Annotated in this window: 17 protein-coding genes; 12 read left to right on the top strand and 5 right to left on the bottom strand. The window is 65.0% G+C overall.

Going from position 1 to position 16,913, the window contains the following annotated elements; genetic code table 11:
* Positions 1 to 96 precede the first annotated feature (96 nt).
* Together IVB40_RS31630 and IVB40_RS31625 are read left to right on the top strand one after the other, a co-directional pair.
* The gene (locus tag IVB40_RS31630; RefSeq protein ID WP_027565615.1) at positions 97 to 795 is read left to right on the top strand and encodes a helix-turn-helix domain-containing protein; all 699 of its coding nucleotides are present in this window, start codon (positions 97 to 99) and stop codon (positions 793 to 795) included.
* Between the two features lie 134 nt (positions 796 to 929).
* Positions 930 to 1,256, top strand: coding sequence for a DUF1330 domain-containing protein (locus IVB40_RS31625; protein ID WP_027565614.1), 327 nt, complete (start codon positions 930 to 932; stop codon positions 1,254 to 1,256).
* A gap of 401 nt (positions 1,257 to 1,657) precedes the next feature.
* Here the strand turns inward: IVB40_RS31625 and IVB40_RS31620 are convergent, their stop codons facing one another.
* Positions 1,658 to 2,554 (bottom strand): NAD(P)-dependent oxidoreductase, encoded by an 897-nt coding sequence (locus IVB40_RS31620; protein ID WP_247427622.1) that lies wholly within the window; start codon positions 2,552 to 2,554, stop codon positions 1,658 to 1,660.
* A 132-nt stretch (positions 2,555 to 2,686) separates the two neighbouring features.
* Positions 2,687 to 3,070: a carboxymuconolactone decarboxylase family protein gene (locus tag IVB40_RS31615; protein ID WP_027514149.1), complete on the bottom strand. Its 384-nt coding sequence runs from the start codon at positions 3,068 to 3,070 to the stop codon at positions 2,687 to 2,689.
* 166 nt (positions 3,071 to 3,236) lie between these two features.
* Here IVB40_RS31615 and IVB40_RS31610 point away from each other — a divergent pair, with 166 nt between their 5' ends.
* On the top strand, positions 3,237 to 5,159 hold the full coding sequence (locus IVB40_RS31610) for a TIGR02302 family protein (protein ID WP_247817314.1): 1,923 nt from the start codon (positions 3,237 to 3,239) through the stop codon (positions 5,157 to 5,159).
* Positions 5,147 to 6,307 (top strand): DUF4175 family protein, encoded by a 1,161-nt coding sequence (locus IVB40_RS31605; RefSeq protein ID WP_247285827.1) that lies wholly within the window; start codon positions 5,147 to 5,149, stop codon positions 6,305 to 6,307. The genes IVB40_RS31610 and IVB40_RS31605 overlap by 13 nt, the downstream gene beginning before the upstream one ends.
* 136 nt (positions 6,308 to 6,443) lie before the next feature.
* Here IVB40_RS31605 and IVB40_RS31600 read toward each other — a convergent pair whose 3' ends face one another.
* Together IVB40_RS31600 and IVB40_RS31595 are read right to left on the bottom strand one after the other, a co-directional pair.
* A complete protein-coding gene (locus tag IVB40_RS31600) occupies positions 6,444 to 6,818 on the bottom strand; it encodes a response regulator (RefSeq protein WP_247427628.1) in 375 nt (124 codons plus the stop codon).
* A gap of 59 nt (positions 6,819 to 6,877) precedes the next feature.
* A complete protein-coding gene (locus tag IVB40_RS31595) occupies positions 6,878 to 7,759 on the bottom strand; it encodes an MJ0042-type zinc finger domain-containing protein (protein WP_247817313.1) in 882 nt (293 codons plus the stop codon).
* Positions 7,760 to 7,950: 191 nt separating this feature from the next.
* Here IVB40_RS31595 and ftsE point away from each other — a divergent pair, with 191 nt between their 5' ends.
* The 4 genes from ftsE (at position 7,951) to IVB40_RS31575 (ending at position 11,155) form a co-directional block, all read left to right on the top strand.
* The gene (gene ftsE, locus IVB40_RS31590) at positions 7,951 to 8,610 is read left to right on the top strand and encodes a cell division ATP-binding protein FtsE (RefSeq protein WP_008135325.1); all 660 of its coding nucleotides are present in this window, start codon (positions 7,951 to 7,953) and stop codon (positions 8,608 to 8,610) included.
* On the top strand, positions 8,603 to 9,571 hold the full coding sequence (locus IVB40_RS31585; RefSeq protein WP_027514144.1) for an ABC transporter permease: 969 nt from the start codon (positions 8,603 to 8,605) through the stop codon (positions 9,569 to 9,571). Before ftsE ends, IVB40_RS31585 begins: the two co-directional genes overlap by 8 nt.
* Positions 9,572 to 9,644: 73 nt before the next feature.
* The gene (locus IVB40_RS31580; RefSeq protein ID WP_247817312.1) at positions 9,645 to 10,349 is read left to right on the top strand and encodes a YdcF family protein; all 705 of its coding nucleotides are present in this window, start codon (positions 9,645 to 9,647) and stop codon (positions 10,347 to 10,349) included.
* 32 nt (positions 10,350 to 10,381) lie between these two features.
* Entirely contained in the window at positions 10,382 to 11,155 is a 774-nt protein-coding gene (locus tag IVB40_RS31575) for a lysophospholipid acyltransferase family protein (protein ID WP_247817311.1), read from the top strand.
* On the opposite strand, the gene IVB40_RS31570 is transcribed toward IVB40_RS31575, so the two are convergent.
* Positions 11,152 to 11,763 (bottom strand): gamma-glutamylcyclotransferase, encoded by a 612-nt coding sequence (locus IVB40_RS31570; protein WP_247817310.1) that lies wholly within the window; start codon positions 11,761 to 11,763, stop codon positions 11,152 to 11,154. The genes IVB40_RS31575 and IVB40_RS31570 overlap by 4 nt on opposite strands.
* A 110-nt stretch (positions 11,764 to 11,873) precedes the next feature.
* Between IVB40_RS31570 and IVB40_RS31565 the strand changes: the two genes are divergently transcribed.
* The 4 genes from IVB40_RS31565 to IVB40_RS31550 all read left to right on the top strand — a co-directional run bounded on the left by IVB40_RS31565 (position 11,874) and on the right by IVB40_RS31550 (position 16,905).
* Positions 11,874 to 13,058, top strand: coding sequence for a DUF2125 domain-containing protein (locus IVB40_RS31565; protein WP_027565605.1), 1,185 nt, complete (start codon positions 11,874 to 11,876; stop codon positions 13,056 to 13,058).
* A gap of 259 nt (positions 13,059 to 13,317) precedes the next feature.
* Positions 13,318 to 14,640, top strand: coding sequence for a GDSL-type esterase/lipase family protein (locus tag IVB40_RS31560; protein ID WP_247817309.1), 1,323 nt, complete (start codon positions 13,318 to 13,320; stop codon positions 14,638 to 14,640).
* Between the two features lie 190 nt (positions 14,641 to 14,830).
* A complete protein-coding gene (locus tag IVB40_RS31555) occupies positions 14,831 to 15,058 on the top strand; it encodes a hypothetical protein (protein WP_247817308.1) in 228 nt (75 codons plus the stop codon).
* A 278-nt stretch (positions 15,059 to 15,336) separates the two neighbouring features.
* Complete coding sequence (locus tag IVB40_RS31550) at positions 15,337 to 16,905, top strand: hypothetical protein (RefSeq protein ID WP_247817307.1); 1,569 nt, start codon at positions 15,337 to 15,339, stop codon at positions 16,903 to 16,905.
* Positions 16,906 to 16,913 lie beyond the last annotated feature (8 nt).

Below are 16,913 nucleotides of genomic sequence, written 5' to 3'. Positions count from 1 at the left end.
AGTTCAGAGAATGAATCGCTGCTGATACAGAAACTGAACTAGGAAGCCGTGCGCGGCGGCCCTAAGGTTGCGCCTTCGCTTGTCACGGAGACCCGCATGACCATTGGCAGCTACAGGCAGTTCTGTCCGGTCGCGATGGCGGCCGAGATATTATGCACGCGCTGGACCGTCGTGCTCCTTCGCGAACTCATTGCCGGATCGACGCGCTTCAACGAGCTGCGCCGCGGCGTTCCGCGGATGTCGCCTGCCTTGCTCTCGCAACGTCTCAAGGAGCTCGAAGCCGCCGGCATCGTTACGCGGCGGGCATCGGCTTCCGAGCGCGGTATCACCGAATATCTGCTGACCACAGCCGGACGCGAACTCGGCCCAATCGTGGAGGCGTTCGGCATCTGGGGCCAGCGCCGTATCGAGTCGGATCTGTCGCTTCAGCATCTCGATGTCCAGCTGTTGATGTGGGACATGCGGCGGAATTTGAACACGACGCCGATGCCGACCCGCCGCAGTGTGCTGCAGTTCGCGTATCCGGAATTGCCTTCGACGCAGCGATTGTGGTGGCTGATCGTCGATCCCGACGACAGTGTCGACCTCTGCTCGATTGATCCCGGTTTCGATGTTGACCTTTACGTGTCGGTTGATCTGCGCACCATGACGGCGATCTGGATGGGACTCGATACTGTGCGCGCGGCCGTCGCAAGCCGGCGGATGCTGCTCACCGGCGACCGGCAGCTTGCCGCGGCCATGCAAAGCTGGCTGGGCCTCAGCCCGTTCGCCAAGGAACGCAAGCTGGCGAGCTGATCCAGGGCGGCGCAATTCAGTATTTGTATCGCCCCGCTACAGTTCCCGTACTGGCGAGCCCCGGCCGTGTTCTGGCACCCAAGTGATGCCCGCCCCTATCAAAGCGGAGCTGAACTCGAGCCAGGAGACGCGGCATGACAGCCTATCTGATCGCAGACATCAAAGTGACCGACGGAAAATGGGTGCCGGACTATGCGGCCTCCGTTCACGACCTCGTGCACAAGCACGGCGGCAAGTACCTCTCGCGCAGCGGCAATGTGAAGACGCTGGAAGGTGCCCCTCTCGACACCTCGCTGATCGCGATCATGTCGTTTCCGACGGTGAAGGCAGCAGAGTCCTTCGTCACTGATCCCGCCTACAGCCGCTTCGCGGCAGCGCGCAGGGGCGGCAGCGAGAGCCGCTTCCAGTTGATCGACGATACCGACTTGGCCGGCACGATCCCCTATCTCGCCAAGGCTTGAACTGCGTTCGTCAAAAACTCGGCGCGCAGGCGCAGACCTGCCCGGCCAACACAGGAGATTGGAATGAACGATTCACTCGCGGGCGCCGGCCTGCTTCGCATGCTTTTCGTAGCTTGCAGCGTGGCCTTGCTGCTCGCACTTTCCGGCGTCGCGTCGGCCCGGGTCACACGGTGCGACATTACGTGGGTCAGCTGCAACAACACCTCTGCGAAATGCTCGAGCGAGAGACGGTGCATGCGCAGGTGCGACGAGAAGTATATCAAATGCAGCGGGGCCTCGGCCTCCCTGCAACCGGAGCGGCCGATCGACCTTCTGGAACTTGGGCAGGCGCCGCTCGTAGCAGATCGATCCAAGGAGGACTGCGCAGCGCCGGTCGCCGGCGCTGCGTTTTCGTGTTGGCGCTAGCTGGGTGGCCTGCCGCCAACCACAACGCCCGCCTTCTTCTCGATCGGCTTGATCGCCGCGGTGAAATCGGACTCGGCGCCTTCCGCGCTGATGACCGTCTCCCACAACCGCCCGACCGCATCCGCGACTTCCATCGACAGGCCGAGCTGCTTCATCTCCTCCAGCGCCAGCCGCACGTCCTTCACCATCAGTCCCGTGGCGAAGCCGAAGTCGAAGCTGCGCGGCAGCACCGAGCGCGGAAACTTGTCGCGGCTCGCGGTGTTCATGCCGGAGCCCGCATTGATGACGTCGATCATCACGGCGGGATCGAGCCCCGCCTTGACGCCCATCACCACCGCTTCCGAGGTCGCCACGATCGCGGTGGCCGACAAGAAGTTGTTTGCGAGCTTCATGGTCTGCGCCGCGCCGGGCTTCTCGCCGATGAAGAACACTTTCCCGATGATGTCGAGCGCGGGCTTGAGCAGCTCGAACTCGGTCTTCGGCCCCGAGACCATCACCGCCAGCGTACCCTTCTCCGCGCCGCCGACGCCGCCGGAGACGGGGCAGTCGATCTGCACGATGTCATGCTTGGCGAGCAGGCTGTGAATCTTAACCGCCATCGCGGAGCCGACCGTGGAGAGGTCGATGAAGCGCTTGACGCGGCTCCCCTCGATCACGCCGTTCGGCCCCGTCGCAACCGCGAGCGAAGCCTGCAGCGAGGGCAGGCTCGCCATGACCGTCTCGACCTGGTCGGCGACGTCCTTCGGCGACGTCGCTGCAGTGGCGCCGCGCGCCACCAGCTTGTCGACGACCTCCCGGCGCGTGTCGAACACGACGAGCCGGTTGCCGGCCTCGATCAGCCGCCGCGCCATCGGGAAACCCATGTTTCCGAGGCCGATGAATCCGATGTCCATGGTGTTTCCTTCCCGTTGTCATTGCGAGGAGCGAAGCGACGAAGCAATCCAGACTGTCGCCGCGGAGGGGTTCTGGATTGCTTCGCTCCGCTCGCAATGACGAAGCGATAGAGTTAAGAGCGTTAGTCTAGCTCACGCCTTGCCGTCGATCTCGGCGAACACCTCGCGCGCGATCCGAAAACTGTCGACCGCGGCCGGCATGCCACCATAGATTGCGACCTGCATCAGGATCTCGCGGATCTCGTCGCGGCTGACGCCGTTGGTGAGTGCGCCCTTCAGATGCGCGCGGAATTCGTGCTGACGATTGAGGATCGCGATCATCGCGATATTGAGCATGCTGCGGGTCTTGCGCGGCAGCTCCTCGCGGCCCCACACCGTGCCCCAGCAATATTCGTTGAGCATCTCCTGAAACGGACGGTTGAAATCGTCGACGCTCTTCAGAGCGTTGTTGACATAGGCCTCGCCGAGCACCGCTTTGCGGACTTCCAGGCCCTTGTCGTGCATCTTCTTGTCCATGGCGTTTCCTTCTTTTTCCTTGGATGGCGGCGCGGAAATTACGGGGTTGCGGCGGGCCAGTCACGTCCTCGTGTTATGCGGGAAAAGGGGTGTCTCCCGTACAGGAACGGATGCCTCAGTGCTGCCGTTGTGGTACGCTTCTCTACCGGGCAACCTGGAGAGTTGATTGAACGGCGTCACCCCCGACCCGTCAGACCCGATCCGCGATGGCGACGCTCTGTCGCGGCTGAAGCTGGCGCAAGCCCTGCAACGGGCCACTTATGCCATCGCGTGGGAGCGTGCCTGGCCAAATTTGGCGCGGCTTCTTACCGTCGTCGGTCTGTTCCTGGTGGTGTCCTGGGCCGGCCTCTGGCTGGCGCTGCCGTCCATTGCCCGCGCCATCGGTCTTGTCGTTTTCGCCGGCGTTGCGATTGCCGTCCTGTTCCCATTGAGTCGCTTCCGCTGGCCGAGCCGCGAGGAGGCTCTGGCCCGGCTCGACCGCGGCTCTGGCATCCGTCATCGGCCGGCCACCACGCTGACGGACACGCTGAGCTCACAGGACCCGGTTGCGCAGGCCTTGTGGCGGGCGCAGCGCGAGCGCACGCTGGCTTCGATCAAGCGCATCCGCGCCGGTCTGCCGCAGCCCCGGCTCGCTCTGCATGACCCCTGGGCGCTGCGCGCGCTGGTCATGGTGATGCTGGTTGCGACCTTCTTCGCCGCCGGCGACGAGCGTGCGATGCGGCTCGGGGCCGCCTTCCACTGGAACGGCGTACTGGCGCCGACGAATGTTCGCGTTGATGCCTGGGTCACGCCACCGCTCTACACCGGCAAGCCGCCAATCATCCTGTCGGCGGCGAACAAGGAGGCCGCGGCGCTGCCGGCCAGCGGGCCGCTTGCCGTTCCCGCAGGCTCGACCCTGATCGTTCGCTCCTCCGGCGGCAGCCTTGATGTTGTCGTCTCCGGCGGCCTCAAGGAAGTCGCGCCCACAGAAGCCGCGCCCAAGGGTACCAATGAGAAGCATTTTGCCATCAGCGGCGACGGCACTGCGCATGTCCGCGCTCCCTCCGGCCAGCCGCAATGGGTGTTTGCGGCAACGCCGGACCGCGCGCCGACGATCGCGCTGGCCAAGGATCCCGAGCGCCAGGCCCGTGGCGGACTCCAGCTCACTTACAAGGTCGAGGACGATTACGGCGTCACTGGAGCCGACGCGCAAATCGGCCTGCGTACCGTCGATGCCAAGGATGGCGTCAAGGAGGCCGCCGCGCGGCCGCTATTCCAGCCTCCGCAATTCCCGCTCGTGCTGCCGAATGCGCGCACCCGAAACGGCGTCGGCCAGACGGTGAAGGACCTCAGCGAGGATCCCTATGCCGGCGCCGACGTCACGCTGACCCTCACCGCCAAGGACGAGGCGGGCAACGAGGCCAGGAGCGAGCCCTTCAACATGCGCCTGCCCGAGCGACTGTTCACCAACTCGCTCGCGCGCGCGCTGGTCGAGCAGCGCCGCATCCTCGCGCTCGACGCCAACAAGAACTCGGATGTCTACGCCGCGCTCGACGCGCTGATGATCGCACCCGAATTGTTCACGCCGGATGCGGGCTGCTATCTCGGCCTGCGCAGCCTGGCGCTGCAGCTGGAAGCCGCCCGCACCGACGACGCGATGCGCGATGTGGTGAAAAGCATGTGGGCGTTCGCGGTCACCATCGAGGACGACGGTGTCGCCGGCAGCGTCAACGCCGCGCTGCGTTCGGCCCAGGACGCGCTCAAGCGGGCGCTGGAACGCGGCGCCAGCGAGGACGAGATCAAGGCGCTGACGCAAAAGCTTCGCGAGGCGATGGCCGGCAAGGTGCGCGATCTCGCCCGGCGCGCCGAGCAGAATCCGCTTGGACCCCGGCAGCCTTTCCCGGCAGAGGTTCAGCTCATCCTCGACAAGTCCATCGAGCTGAAACAAAAGACCCAGAACGCCACGCCCGAGCAGCTCCAAGAGCTGGCGAAGCAGCAGGACGCGCTACGCGAGCAGCTTCAGGCCTATCGCAAGTCGGCGAACAACCGGGCGAAGGCGGGCAACGACGGGGCCAACCAGTCGACGCGAGACCGTAAATGCGGAAGTTAGCACGCGTGCCAGTCTTGAAGGCGATCTCGATCGCTTGTCTCGCCTTCCTGTTGGGAGGCGTCTCGCCCGTGGCTGCCCAGCAGGATCAGGATGTTGATGCTCTGCTCGATGGCGCTGAAAAGGCGATGCAGGATTCCGGCGACAGTCTCAGGCAGAAGGAATCCGGCAAGAGCCTGAACAATCAATCCGATGCGATTCAGAAGCTCGAGGACTACAAGCGCGCGACGGAAAAGAGCCAATCCTCCAATCGCGATCGTTCCGTCATCACGCAGCGCGACCTGGACGAATTGCTGAAGCAAATCGAGAAGGCCGCGCGCGAAGGCAACAAAGAAGCGGCCCAGCGCATGCTCGAGCAGCTCGCGCAGATCATGGAAAATCTCCAGATGGCGCAGCCCGGGCAATCCGGCGACAGCGACATGGAGCAGGCGCTCAACGAGCTCAGCGACATGATCCGCAAGCAGCAGCAATTGCGCGACAAGACTTTCAAGCAGGGGCAGGATTCCCGGCGTGAGCGCTCGCGCGGCAAGCAGCAGGGCGACCAGTCGATGTCGGACCTCCAGCAGGATCAGCAGTCGCTGCGCGACCGGCTGAAGAAGCTGCAGGACGAGCTTGCCAAGCGCGGCCTCGCGCAGAAGGGGCAAAAGGGCCAGAAGAGCCAGGGCCAGAAAGGGCAAAAGGGTCAGCAGGGCGAGCAGGGACAACCGGGCCAGGACGGCGATCAGGACGGTGACCAGGGCGATGACGACGGCAGTCTTGACGCCGCCGACGGGGCCATGGGCGATGCCGGCTCGCAGCTCGGCGAAGGCAATTCGGACGGTGCCGTGGACGCGCAAGGTAAAGCGCTCGAGGCCTTGCGCAAGGGCGCGCAGAAGATGGCCGAGGCGATGCAGCAGGGCGATGGCGACGGGCAGGGCGATGGTCCCGGCAACCGGCCCGGCCGTCAGCAGAGCGGCGGCAATCAGACCGATCCGCTCGGTCGCCCCCTTCACGGCCGCGATCTGAGCGACGACTACACGGTCAAGATCCCTGGCGAGATCGACGCCCAGCGCGTCCGCCGCATCCTCGAGGAGCTCCGCCGCCGCTTGGGGGACAGCTCGCGCCCGCAGATCGAGCTCGACTACATCGAGCGGCTGCTGAAGGATTTTTGAGTTCTCTGTCATCGCCCGGCTTGACCGGGCGATCCAGTTCTCCGAGACGGTTGTGATTCAATCGAGAGGTCGCGGCGTACTGGATGCCCCGGTCAAGCCGGGGCATGACAGCGGAATACGTGGCGCCCCGACGCAGCTACCCCTTCTTCGCCGCCAGCGCATCCGCCACTGCCGTGCGGATGTCGGCGACCGAGAACGGCTTGGTCACGACGTCATGCACCAGCGCATTGAGGTTCGAGGCGCGCTCGCGCTGGTCGGCAAAGCCGGTCATCAGCAGAATGGTCAGTTCGGGGAAATCGCGTGCGACTGAAAGCGCCAGCGCGATGCCGTCCATCACCGGCATCTGGATGTCGGTGAGCAGCAGGTCGAATGCGCCGTTCGCGCGAGTCAGAATCTCCAGCGCCTCGGCGCCGTCTTGCGCGGTGACGGTCTCGTGGCCGTCCATGGCGATGGCGCGCGCCACCAGCTGGCGCATCGAATCCTCGTCGTCGGCGATCAGGATCTTGGACATCAGACCAACCTTGGGATCAATCTCGCGACCAACTTTGCCTGCGAGACTTGCGAAATCGATTATACGCTGCCGCCGGCGATGTCGCGCCGGTTGAAGAAGCGAACGTCGATATTTCGGCCCTCCGGCGGCGGCGAGGCCAGGCGCGAGCGGAAAAAGGCGCGCTCGCCGGGCTGTAGCACGGTCTGTTCCAGAACCGCGTTCCAGGCATAGATTTCCGCGCCCTGCGCGTCGCGCACCGCGAAGCGCAACCGGGGAATGTCGAGCGGCTTCTTGCCCTGGCCCACGATCACGCCCTCGATCACCAGCACCTGCTTACCGTCCACGGTCTCGCTGGAGAGCTTGACGTCCTTGAAGGCCAGTGCGCGCAGATTAACTTCAAGGCCGACCATCCTGTAGAAGGCGGACGTCTGCGGCAGCAGCCGCACCATATCGCCGCGCCAGATCACCAACGCCAGCACCAGCGCGCCCATGGCGGCGCAGGCGGTCGGCAGGCCGAAATGGGATTTTCGCGGGGCCGCCGTGGCCACCGGGCGGCGCACTCCCGCGCCGCGGCGACTGCCGAACAGGCCACGGAACCAGGACTGGTGCTGCTCGCCGACGACTTCCTCCTCGACGGACCGGGCGGCCGCGGACCATTCGTCCTCGGCGTCGCTGGTTTCCTGGTCCGGCCAGTCGCTGGCGATCGAGGGGCTGTCAACGACAGGCGCCTCAGCGGCGCCGTCGTCCTGGGCATAGGAGTTCCACTGCTCGGCGAGATCGGACTGGTCGTCGCCCCGGCTGGCCGCGGCCATGGCCGGTACAGATGCCTCCTCGATGGCATCCTCGGCATGGGCGACCCAGGTTTCCTTGCAACGGGAACAGCGCACGGCCCGGCCGTTCGCCCCAAGGCTCGCGGGCTTGATGGCGTAGGATGTCGTACAATGAGGGCAGACGATATGCATGGACGAGCCTTGATGCATGGCCAAGTCGTGACGGTGACACGGTCGCGGAGAACCGAGCGGGAAAGATGCTACCAATTATGCTACAGGACGACCGTTAACGAACCGGAAACCATAACGGCCGCAAAACCCGCTGATCGCGTGTAGCGGAGCACAGCCGTGCGGCCCGCGGCCTCTCTCGAACGGAGCTGAGCTTGGTTCGGTTCGAAAATGTCGGATTGCGTTACGGCCTGGGGCCCGAGGTCCTGCGCGACCTCAACTTCCAGATTCCGGCGCATTCCTTCCAATTTCTCACCGGCCCGTCCGGCGCCGGTAAGACCTCATTGCTGCGCCTGTTGTTCCTGTCGCATCGCCCGACGCGCGGCCTCGTCAATTTGTTCGGTCACGACATCTCGCAACTGGGCAAGGACGAGATCGCAGACTTGCGCAAGCGCATCGGCATCGTGCTCCAGGATTTCCGCCTGCTTGACCACATGACCACCTATGAGAACGTCGCGCTGCCGTTCCGCGTCATGGGCCGCAGCGAATCGAGCTACCGCAAGGAGGTCATCGATCTGCTGAAATGGGTCGGGCTCGGCGAACGCATGGACGCGCTGCCGCCGATCCTGTCCGGCGGCGAGAAGCAGCGCGCGGCAATCGCGCGCGCCGTGATCTCGCGGCCGCAGCTGCTACTGGCCGACGAGCCGACCGGCAGCGTCGATCCGACGCTTGGCCGCCGCCTGCTGCGGCTGTTCATCGAGCTCAACAAGTCAGGCACCGCCGTCATCATCGCCACCCACGATATCGCCCTGATGGACCAGTACGAGGCGCGACGCTTCGTGCTGCACCAGGGACGGCTGCACGTCTATGAGTAGGCCCGACGAGCGCGGCGTGCTGGTCGATCTCGGGCAGGAGGGGCCGCCGCTTCCGGCCCGGGCGCGCAACATGTCGCCGATCGTGCCGCGCGCCTCGATCCACGGCCGCGCGCTCGTCGCCGTCGTCGCCATCATGACCTTCCTGGCGTCGATGACGACCGGCACGGTGCTGCTGGTGAGCGCCTCCGCCGCCGAATGGCAGTCGGATGTCGCGAGCGAGATCACCATCCAGGTCCGCCCGCAGACGGGCCGCGATCTCGAACGCGACACCGCGGCAGTGACCGAGGCCATGCGCGCGCAAGCCGGCATCGTCGAGGTCAAGCCGTTCACGAAGGACGAGAGCGGCAAGCTGCTCGAGCCCTGGCTCGGCACCGGGCTGTCGATGGACGATCTGCCGGTGCCGCGCATGATCATCGCGCGCGTGCAGCCCGGCACGGCGCTTGATCTCGGCGCTCTGCGCGCCCGCGTGACCCAGGTGGCGCCAAGCGCCAGCGTCGACGATCACCGCGCCTGGATCGAGCGCATGCGCTCGATGACCAACGCCACCGTGCTCGCCGGGCTCGGTATTCTCGCGCTTGTCATCGTCGCCACCATCATCTCGGTGTCGTTCGCGACCCGGGGCGCCATGGCGGCGAACCGTCCGATCGTCGAGGTGCTGCATTTCGTCGGCGCCGGCGACCGCTATATCGCCAACCGCTTCCTGCGTCATTTCCTCAGGCTGGGGTTGGAGGGCGGCGTGATCGGCGGCGGCGCCGCCATGCTGGTGTTCGGCTTCTCCGAGTCGATTGCAGGCTGGTTTTCCGGCACCCCCGTCGGCGACCAGTTCGCCGCGCTGCTCGGCACCTTCTCGCTGCGGCCGTCCGGCTACATCGTGCTCGCGGTGCAGGCCGTGCTGATCGGCGCCATCACCGCGGTCGCCTCGCGCCAGACGCTGTTCGCGACGCTGAATGATGTCGATTGAGGCCGACAAACCGGACTCCACTTCGCCTCAAAACGTCCTAAAATCATCTCTGGGAAGGGATCACCGACATCACATGACCGCGCCGACCGACGATCGATCGCCGAAACTGCCGCGCGGCTGGCTGCGCGCGACCGTGATGTCGGCGATTGCGCTCGCCTTCGTCGGCGTGGCGGTGGGCTTCATCGCGTTTCTGTCGCAATTGCGCGGCGCCGAGATCGCGCCGGACCGCAAGGCGGACGGCATCGTGGTGCTGACCGGCGGCTCCTCGCGGGTGTCGGATGCGATGGAGCTGCTCGCTGCCGGCTACGGCAGGAGGCTCCTGATCTCCGGCGTGCACCCGACCTCGACGGCGAGCGACATCTCCCGGACGTTGCCGGAGAACCAGTCCTTCATGCGTTGCTGCGTCGATCTCGACCGCACCGCGGTCTCGACCCGCGGCAATGCCGCGGAGGCGCGGCGCTGGGCCGCGGGACGCGGCTTCAAATCGCTGATCGTGGTCACCTCGAACTATCACATGCCGCGCGCGCTGGTGGAATTCTCGCATGCGATGCCGGAGACGACACTGATCCCGTTCGTGGTGGTCGGCGACAAATGGCGCGAGGAGCCGTGGTGGACCTCGTCGTCCACCTTGCGGCTGCTGCTGTCGGAATATGTCAAGTACATCGCGGCCGAGCTCAGGGTGCGGCTGGAGGATTTCGGGATTGACCTTTCGCCCGAGATGTCGGAGCAGCCTTCCGGGCTGCAGCCGAAGCGGCCCGCCACCGCACAGGCCAATTGATCGGCAACTGATCGGCATTGATCGGATCCTCGATGTTCTTGATTTTCCTGCGATCGCTCGTCTTCAACGTGCTGTTCTACACCGTGCTGGTGTGCCTCGCGATCGTGGCGCTGCCGACCTTCGCGTTGCCGCCGCGCGCCATGCTCACGGTCGCGCAATGGTGGGCGAAGGCGACGCTGTTCCTGATGCGGGCGGTCTGCAACATCAAGGTGGAATTCCGCGGCCTCGACAAGATTCCGACGGGACCATTGGTCGTCGTGGCGAAGCACCAGTCATTCTGGGAGACGTTCGTCTTGCCGGGCTTCTTCGACCGTCCGATTTTCATCCTCAAGCGTCAACTCATGCAGATCCCGGTGTTCGGTCAGTTCCTGGTCAAGACCGGGATGATCGCGATCGACCGCAATGCCGGCGTCAAAGCGCTTTTGGACATGACGCGGCGGGCGCGGGAGGCGGTGCGCAGCGGCGGGCAGCTCGTGATCTTTCCCGAAGGCACGCGCCGCGCCCCGGGCGCGCCACCGGACTACAAAAGCGGCTTCGCGCAGATCTATTCGTCCTGCGGCGCGCCGTGCCTGCCGATCGCGCTCAATTCCGGCCTGTTCTGGCCGCGCCGCACCTTCATGCGCTATCCCGGCACGCTGGTGGTGGAGTTCCTCGATCCGCTGCCGCCGGGCTTGCCCAAGGACGAGTTTCTCTCCCGCGTGCAAACGGCGATCGAAGACGCGACCGGCCGCCTCGTCGAAACGGGTCGCAAGGAGCAGGAGCAGCTGATCGGCTCGGCGCCGAGCTATGCGCCGTTGGAGAACTAGCGGTTTTCCCGATTGTCCACCGGAGTCGGGGCGTGCGGAGAATGCGCATCCCCATGTAGCATCATGGCAAGCTGATGCAGCTGCGCGTCGCGAAAGCCTTCGGCCTCGATCGCCTTCACCGTCGCGGTCACGTAGTCGCGGTTGGCGCCGGACTGGCCGTGGCCCTGGAGCACGTGGCGATGCTGGTCGGTGAGCGACAGCCGGCCGGCATATTGCACATGGCCGCGATCGACGACATAGGCGAGCGCGGAGACGCGCTGCCGCGCATCGTTCTCCAGCCACACCGAGCGCATGACTTCGCGATAGACCGACGTCACCTGCTCGCGCGCGCGCAAATAGGCGACGACGTCGGCGCGGTTCTTTTCGGCGACGCGGAAGGCGATGCCGCGGCAGGCGCCGCCGCGGTCGAGGCCGAGCACCAGACCCGGCTTCTCCGGCGTGCCACGGTGGACGAAGGAATAGACGCAGAGCGCGCGGTGCTCGCCGACCAGCCGCGCGGGGACGCGCTCCTCGAATTCGAAGCCCGGCCGCCACATCAGCGAGCCGTAGCCGAACACCCAGAGGTCGCCTTTGGCAGTGGTGACGGAGGGGAGGGTGATTTCCGACATTTCGGGCACGGCTACCAGAACCGCGCCCCCAAGCGAAGCGAATTCTCCGCCTTTCGGAGCAAGCCAACCTCGCTTACATTTGACAAAATCAGGGGTCAAAGGATCGCCGCATGTCCGATATGACCGTTGCCGCACGCCGGCGCTCCCGCTGGGGCCTTTTCATCGCCCCTGTCATCCTCCTGATCCTCGCGGTGGCGTGGAGCGGCTTCTGGTTCTATGCGGCGTCGCAGGCCGAAATCGCCGCCGATGCCTGGCGCGCGCAGGAGGCCAAATCCGGCCGCGTCTATGATTGCGCCAAGCGCTCGATCGCGGGCTTCCCCTTCCGCTTCGAGGTCCAGTGTTCGGGCGCCAGCGTCGCCCTGGTGTCGCAGAACGCCAGCAAGACGCCGTTCACGGCGAAGCTCGACAACATCCTGGTCGTCGCCCAGGTCTACGATCCCAAGCGCGTCATCGCCGAATTCACCGCACCCGCGACGCTCACTGACGGCGTCACGCAGAGCACCTTCGTGGTGAACTGGAGCAAGGGTCGCAGCAGCGTGGTCGGCCTGCCCGCCGTGCCGGAGCGCGCCTCCATCGTGTTCGAGGAGCCGACCGTCAATCGTGTCGACGGCAGCGTGCAGGTGCCGCTCGCGCGTGCGAAACAGGTCGAGCTGCATGGACGCCTCGCGGATGGATCGCCGTCCGATCATCCCGTGATCGAGACCGTGCTCCAGATCGCGCAGGGCAGTATCCAGGGCGTTCATCCGCTGCTCGCCGAGCCGTTCGAGGCCGACACGCGGGCGAAGATCACCGGACTGTCCGACCTCACGCCAAAGCCGTGGCCGCAGCGCTTCCGCGAGATCCAGGCCGCCGGCGGCCATATCGAGATCGTGCAGTCCCGGATCCAGCAGGGCGAGATGATCGCGGTTGCGGCCGGCACGCTCGGGCTCTCGGCCAACGGCCGTCTCGACGGCGAATTGCAGATGACGGTGACGGGTCTCGAGCGCGTGATCCCCGCGCTCGGCATCGAGAAGATGCTGGAGGAGGGGGTGCCGCAGGCAACCCTCGATCGCGTCGCGCCCGGCGTGAAGTCGCAGGACCTGAACAATCTGTTCGGTGCGCTCGACCGCGCCGTTCCCGGCCTCGGCAAGGTCATCAAGCAGAACGCCAATGCCGGCGTGGCCGCCGGCATCAATTCGATCGGCACCGAGAGCACGCTGGAAGGTAGGAAGGCCCGCAGCTTCCCGCTGAAGTTCGTCGACGGCGCCGTGCTGCTCGGCCCGGTCAAGGTCGGCCAGATCCCGCCGCTGTATTAGGTCGTGAATTCATAAGTCACCGGGCGGACAGCTTGGTCCGCCTGACGCGTTTGAAGCTGTGAACAGATGGTCCGAGGAGCGTCTTGTTAGCGCCGGTGTTGCAACCCGCGAGGTCCTCTCCGGCGTCGGGCGAGGAGTGTATCAGTTGCGGCTCGACAGGTAGCGTTCTGCCGCCCTATTGAAGACCAACTGCCGGCTCTAAAGTCGCGCCCAGATTATCTGGGGTTCGGGGGAAACAATGCGCGCGTTGAATTGTCTCGTGGCAGCATCGCTGCTCGTCGCTTCGCTTCAGGCCGCAACCGCCAGGGATAGCGAACATTGGGTGGTGTCCTGGACGGGCGCGGTTCAGGGCCCATATCCCGTCGGCAATCCGTCTGCCCAGCCCGAACAGAAATTCGCGTTTCCCGAGCCTGCGGCCGGTGCGCGGGACCAGACTTTTCGCCTGATCGTGCGGCCGGATATCTGGGGCCGTCAGGCCCGCATCCGGCTCAGCAACGCCTTCGGCACCAAACCCGTCACGTTTGACGGCGTTTACGTCGGCCTGCAGTCGGGTAGTGCCGCGTTGATCCGCGGCTCCAACACTCCCATTACGTTCGCCGGCACGCCTTCCGTTACGGTGTCGCCGGGGAATTCGGTCTGGAGCGATGCGATCGCGCTGCCGTTTGCAAAGCGGCCCGATGACCTCGCCGGCCGCCGGCTTGCGGTCAGTTTTCATGTCGCCGGCCAGAGCGGTCCGATGACCTGGCACGCCAAAGCGCTGACGACCTCCTATGTCAGTGCGCCCGGCGGCGGCGCGAAGGGCGCCCTCGAAGACGAGGCTTCCTTCCCCTATGCGACCGCGTCGTGGTTCTTCCTCGATGCGATCGAGATGACTGCGCCTGCGGACGCCTTCGCCATCATGGCGTTTGGGGATTCGATTACCGACGGGACCGCCTCAACCATGAATGGCGACGATCGCTGGCCCAACGTGCTGTCGCGTCGCCTGAAGGCAGTCTACGGCAACAAGGTCGCCGTCGTGAATGGCGGCATCGGTGGCAACCAAATCGCAGGCCCGGCCGAATACGGTCCCGACAAACCGTACGCGGGCGGCCCCGCTTCGGGTCAGCGGCTCGATCGCGACGTGCTGTCGCTGTCCGGCATATCGAGCCTGATCTGGCTGGAAGGCATCAACGATTTCAGCAAGAACGGCAATTTTGCCGCCGACGAGGTCATCGCCGCGATGAAGGACGGCGTCGCGAAACTACGTGCGAAATGGCCGCAAGCCCGGATCATCGGCGCCACCGTTGTTTCGGCACTGGGCAGCACCAGCGCGGCCCATGGTTTTCCCGAGCAGGATGACAAGCGTAAGGCGCTCAACGCATTCATCCGTAGCTCGGGGACATTCGACGCTGTGATAGATTTTGATCGCGCGACGCTCGACACGGCCTCGGGTGGCCTCAAGCCGGAGTTCGTTCCCGAAAGCACGACAGGCGGCGCCGGCGACAAGCTTCATCCCAACCGCACCGGATATCTGGCGATGGGACAGGCCATCGACCTCGATCTGTTCAAGCCGGGAAAGTTTGTTCGCAGCGCGAAGCAGTAGGATGAATTCAGAGTCGCCTCTCTCCATTCGCCGCCCTCAGCTGTCGTAACTCCCTCCATCCGCGTTACGAGCTGAACTCACGGCCGCTTCGCCGGATCGTGATGACCCGCCGGGAATGCGGAGCCGCAAACTCCGCTCTCTCTCCATGTCGGCCGCAAGATGATGCGGTCGCCCAGGCAGGAGAGATACCATGACCAAGTCCAAACTGTTCGTTGCCATCGTCGCCATCTCGGCCGCGATCGCGACGCCCGCCTTCGCGCAGTGGCAATGGCAGTCGCAGGAGCCGGCCGCATACGCCTCGATGTATCCGAACGGTGATCGCAACATCTCGAATGCCGCGACGCGGGAGACGATGGCATTCGTCCCCACGCCGAAATCACCGCGCCCCACGGTGATGCGCGCGACCAAGGGCAAATAGCCGCCGTCCCACCCCTTGCCCGTCGCGAAGTGGGCCCGGTCTTGTCCCGGCCGGGCCCAATGCGCATTGCCTTGAACTGTGCCTTGAACAGTCGCGCGTGCGGATCGGCAGCCAACGAAAATATTCCGAACAGGATCGTCAGGAAAACGTGATGCAGAAGATGCACGGCGCCGCGAATAACCGCAGCCGCATTCAAATCACTCCACACCAGGGAAGCATGCATGCGCCGGAGCCGGCGCGCGCAATCCAATCCGCTTCCCAAATGGAGGGAGCTTCAAGTGCGGATCATCAATTGCGGACTGATGCTGGGTATTCTCGCTGCCTGTTCCGGGCAGGCGCGTGCCGACGACAATGTCACAACCGAAATCCAGTCGCTGAAGGCCAAGCTGAAGGAGCTCCAGCAACGCGTGGACTCGGAGGCGCGCAAGACGCGGCAGGTTGAAGCGCAAGCGAAGGCCGTTCAGTTGCCGGCAAGTTACAAGGCGCTCGCCGCCGATCCATGTGCGGCCGGCAAGGTCTGCTACAAGGGCGTGACGTTGACCTTCGGTGGCTGGGTCGATCTCACCGGCATCTACCGCTCACGCAATCTCGCCTCCGATACCGGCTCGGTCTACAACTTCATCCCCTATCAGCAGAGCCGCAACTTCAACATTCCGGAAACACGCTTCTCCGCGCGGCAGAGCAGGTTCTCGGTGCTGGCCGAGGGCAATGCCGATGCCGACACGCACCTCGCGGGCTATGGCGAGATCGATTTCGAAGGTGCGGCTCAGACGGCGAGTTCGGTTGCGACCAACTCGTTCAATCCGCGCATGCGGCAGCTCAGCCTCGAGGTCGACCGCAGCGATCTCGGTCTACATTTCCTCGCCGGGCAATCCTGGTCGCTGAACGCGCCGACCAAGTCGGGCATCGATCCTCGTGGCGTCGACGCGCCCGGCGTGATCGACTTCGAATCCGTTCCGGGATTTCTTGCGGCACGGCAGCCCGGACTGCGCGTCTGGCAGGACATCGGACCGGAGTTCAAGCTGGCTGCCTCGGTCGAGAATGCCCAGACCGCGTTCTTCGGCGGGAATGTCCCGGCCGTCGGCACACCCGCCATCGGACCACAGGGCGTGCTGAACCCGAACCTTCAGGTCAACCTGACCGGTCCCGGCGGCAGCTTCTTCAACAACCTCAACAATGTCAGTCTGAATCAGGTGCCCGACATCACCGTCAAGGCAGCGTGGGACCCACGGCTCGGGCCCACCAAGCTGCATGTCGAGGCGTGGGCGCTCTACCGCCAGCTGTTCGATCGCTTCAACAACGCCAACCACACCTACGACACCGGAAGCTTCGGTGGACACATCTTCGCCGAGCTGATTCCGAAAACCCTCGATCTTCAGCTCTATGGCTCGCACGGCGTGCTCGGCCGTTTCACGGCAACGCCGTTCCCCGACGCGGCGGTGGCGCAGGACGGCACCATCCTCCCGCTGACGATCACGGCGGCCGCCGTCGGCCTGATCTGGCACGCGACGCCCAGCCTCGATGTCTACTCCTATGCAGGCCTCGAAAAGGCCAAGGCGAATTTCGCCAATGTTGGAACGGTGCCGTTCGGCTACGGCAATCCGCTCTACAACAACACCGGCTGCTTCACCGAAAACTCGCCGGCCGCGACCTGCAACGGCAACACCAGGGAGGTCCGGCAGATCACGACCGGGATCTACGACACCATCTACCAAGGCAGTTTCGGTACGCTGAGAGCCGGCCTGCAGTATTCCCACACGCAACGGTTCGCGTTCGCGGGCGTCGGCGGCGCTCCGAGGACGGACGACAACGTCGTCATGACGCAGATCCGGTACTATCCGTTCTAATCACGGAG

It is taken from the genome of Bradyrhizobium sp. 40 (assembly GCF_023100925.1).
Lineage (GTDB): Bacteria > Pseudomonadota > Alphaproteobacteria > Rhizobiales > Xanthobacteraceae > Bradyrhizobium.
This window is presented reverse-complemented; position numbering and strand designations above follow the sequence as displayed.

Coding starts and splice junctions, on each gene's coding strand:
- IVB40_RS31585 (WP_027514144.1), top strand. CDS start 8,603: ATGAGTAGGCCCGACGAGCGCGGCGTGCTGGTCGATCTCGGGCAGGAG.
- IVB40_RS31575 (WP_247817311.1), top strand. CDS start 10,382: ATGTTCTTGATTTTCCTGCGATCGCTCGTCTTCAACGTGCTGTTCTAC.
- IVB40_RS31600 (WP_247427628.1), bottom strand. CDS start 6,818: ATGTCCAAGATCCTGATCGCCGACGACGAGGATTCGATGCGCCAGCTG.
- IVB40_RS31615 (WP_027514149.1), bottom strand. CDS start 3,070: ATGGACAAGAAGATGCACGACAAGGGCCTGGAAGTCCGCAAAGCGGTG.
- IVB40_RS31625 (WP_027565614.1), top strand. CDS start 930: ATGACAGCCTATCTGATCGCAGACATCAAAGTGACCGACGGAAAATGG.
- IVB40_RS31570 (WP_247817310.1), bottom strand. CDS start 11,763: ATGTCGGAAATCACCCTCCCCTCCGTCACCACTGCCAAAGGCGACCTC.
- IVB40_RS31580 (WP_247817312.1), top strand. CDS start 9,645: ATGACCGCGCCGACCGACGATCGATCGCCGAAACTGCCGCGCGGCTGG.
- IVB40_RS31605 (WP_247285827.1), top strand. CDS start 5,147: ATGCGGAAGTTAGCACGCGTGCCAGTCTTGAAGGCGATCTCGATCGCT.
- IVB40_RS31620 (WP_247427622.1), bottom strand. CDS start 2,554: ATGGACATCGGATTCATCGGCCTCGGAAACATGGGTTTCCCGATGGCG.
- IVB40_RS31565 (WP_027565605.1), top strand. CDS start 11,874: ATGTCCGATATGACCGTTGCCGCACGCCGGCGCTCCCGCTGGGGCCTT.
- IVB40_RS31630 (WP_027565615.1), top strand. CDS start 97: ATGACCATTGGCAGCTACAGGCAGTTCTGTCCGGTCGCGATGGCGGCC.
- IVB40_RS31555 (WP_247817308.1), top strand. CDS start 14,831: ATGACCAAGTCCAAACTGTTCGTTGCCATCGTCGCCATCTCGGCCGCG.
- IVB40_RS31595 (WP_247817313.1), bottom strand. CDS start 7,759: ATGCATATCGTCTGCCCTCATTGTACGACATCCTACGCCATCAAGCCC.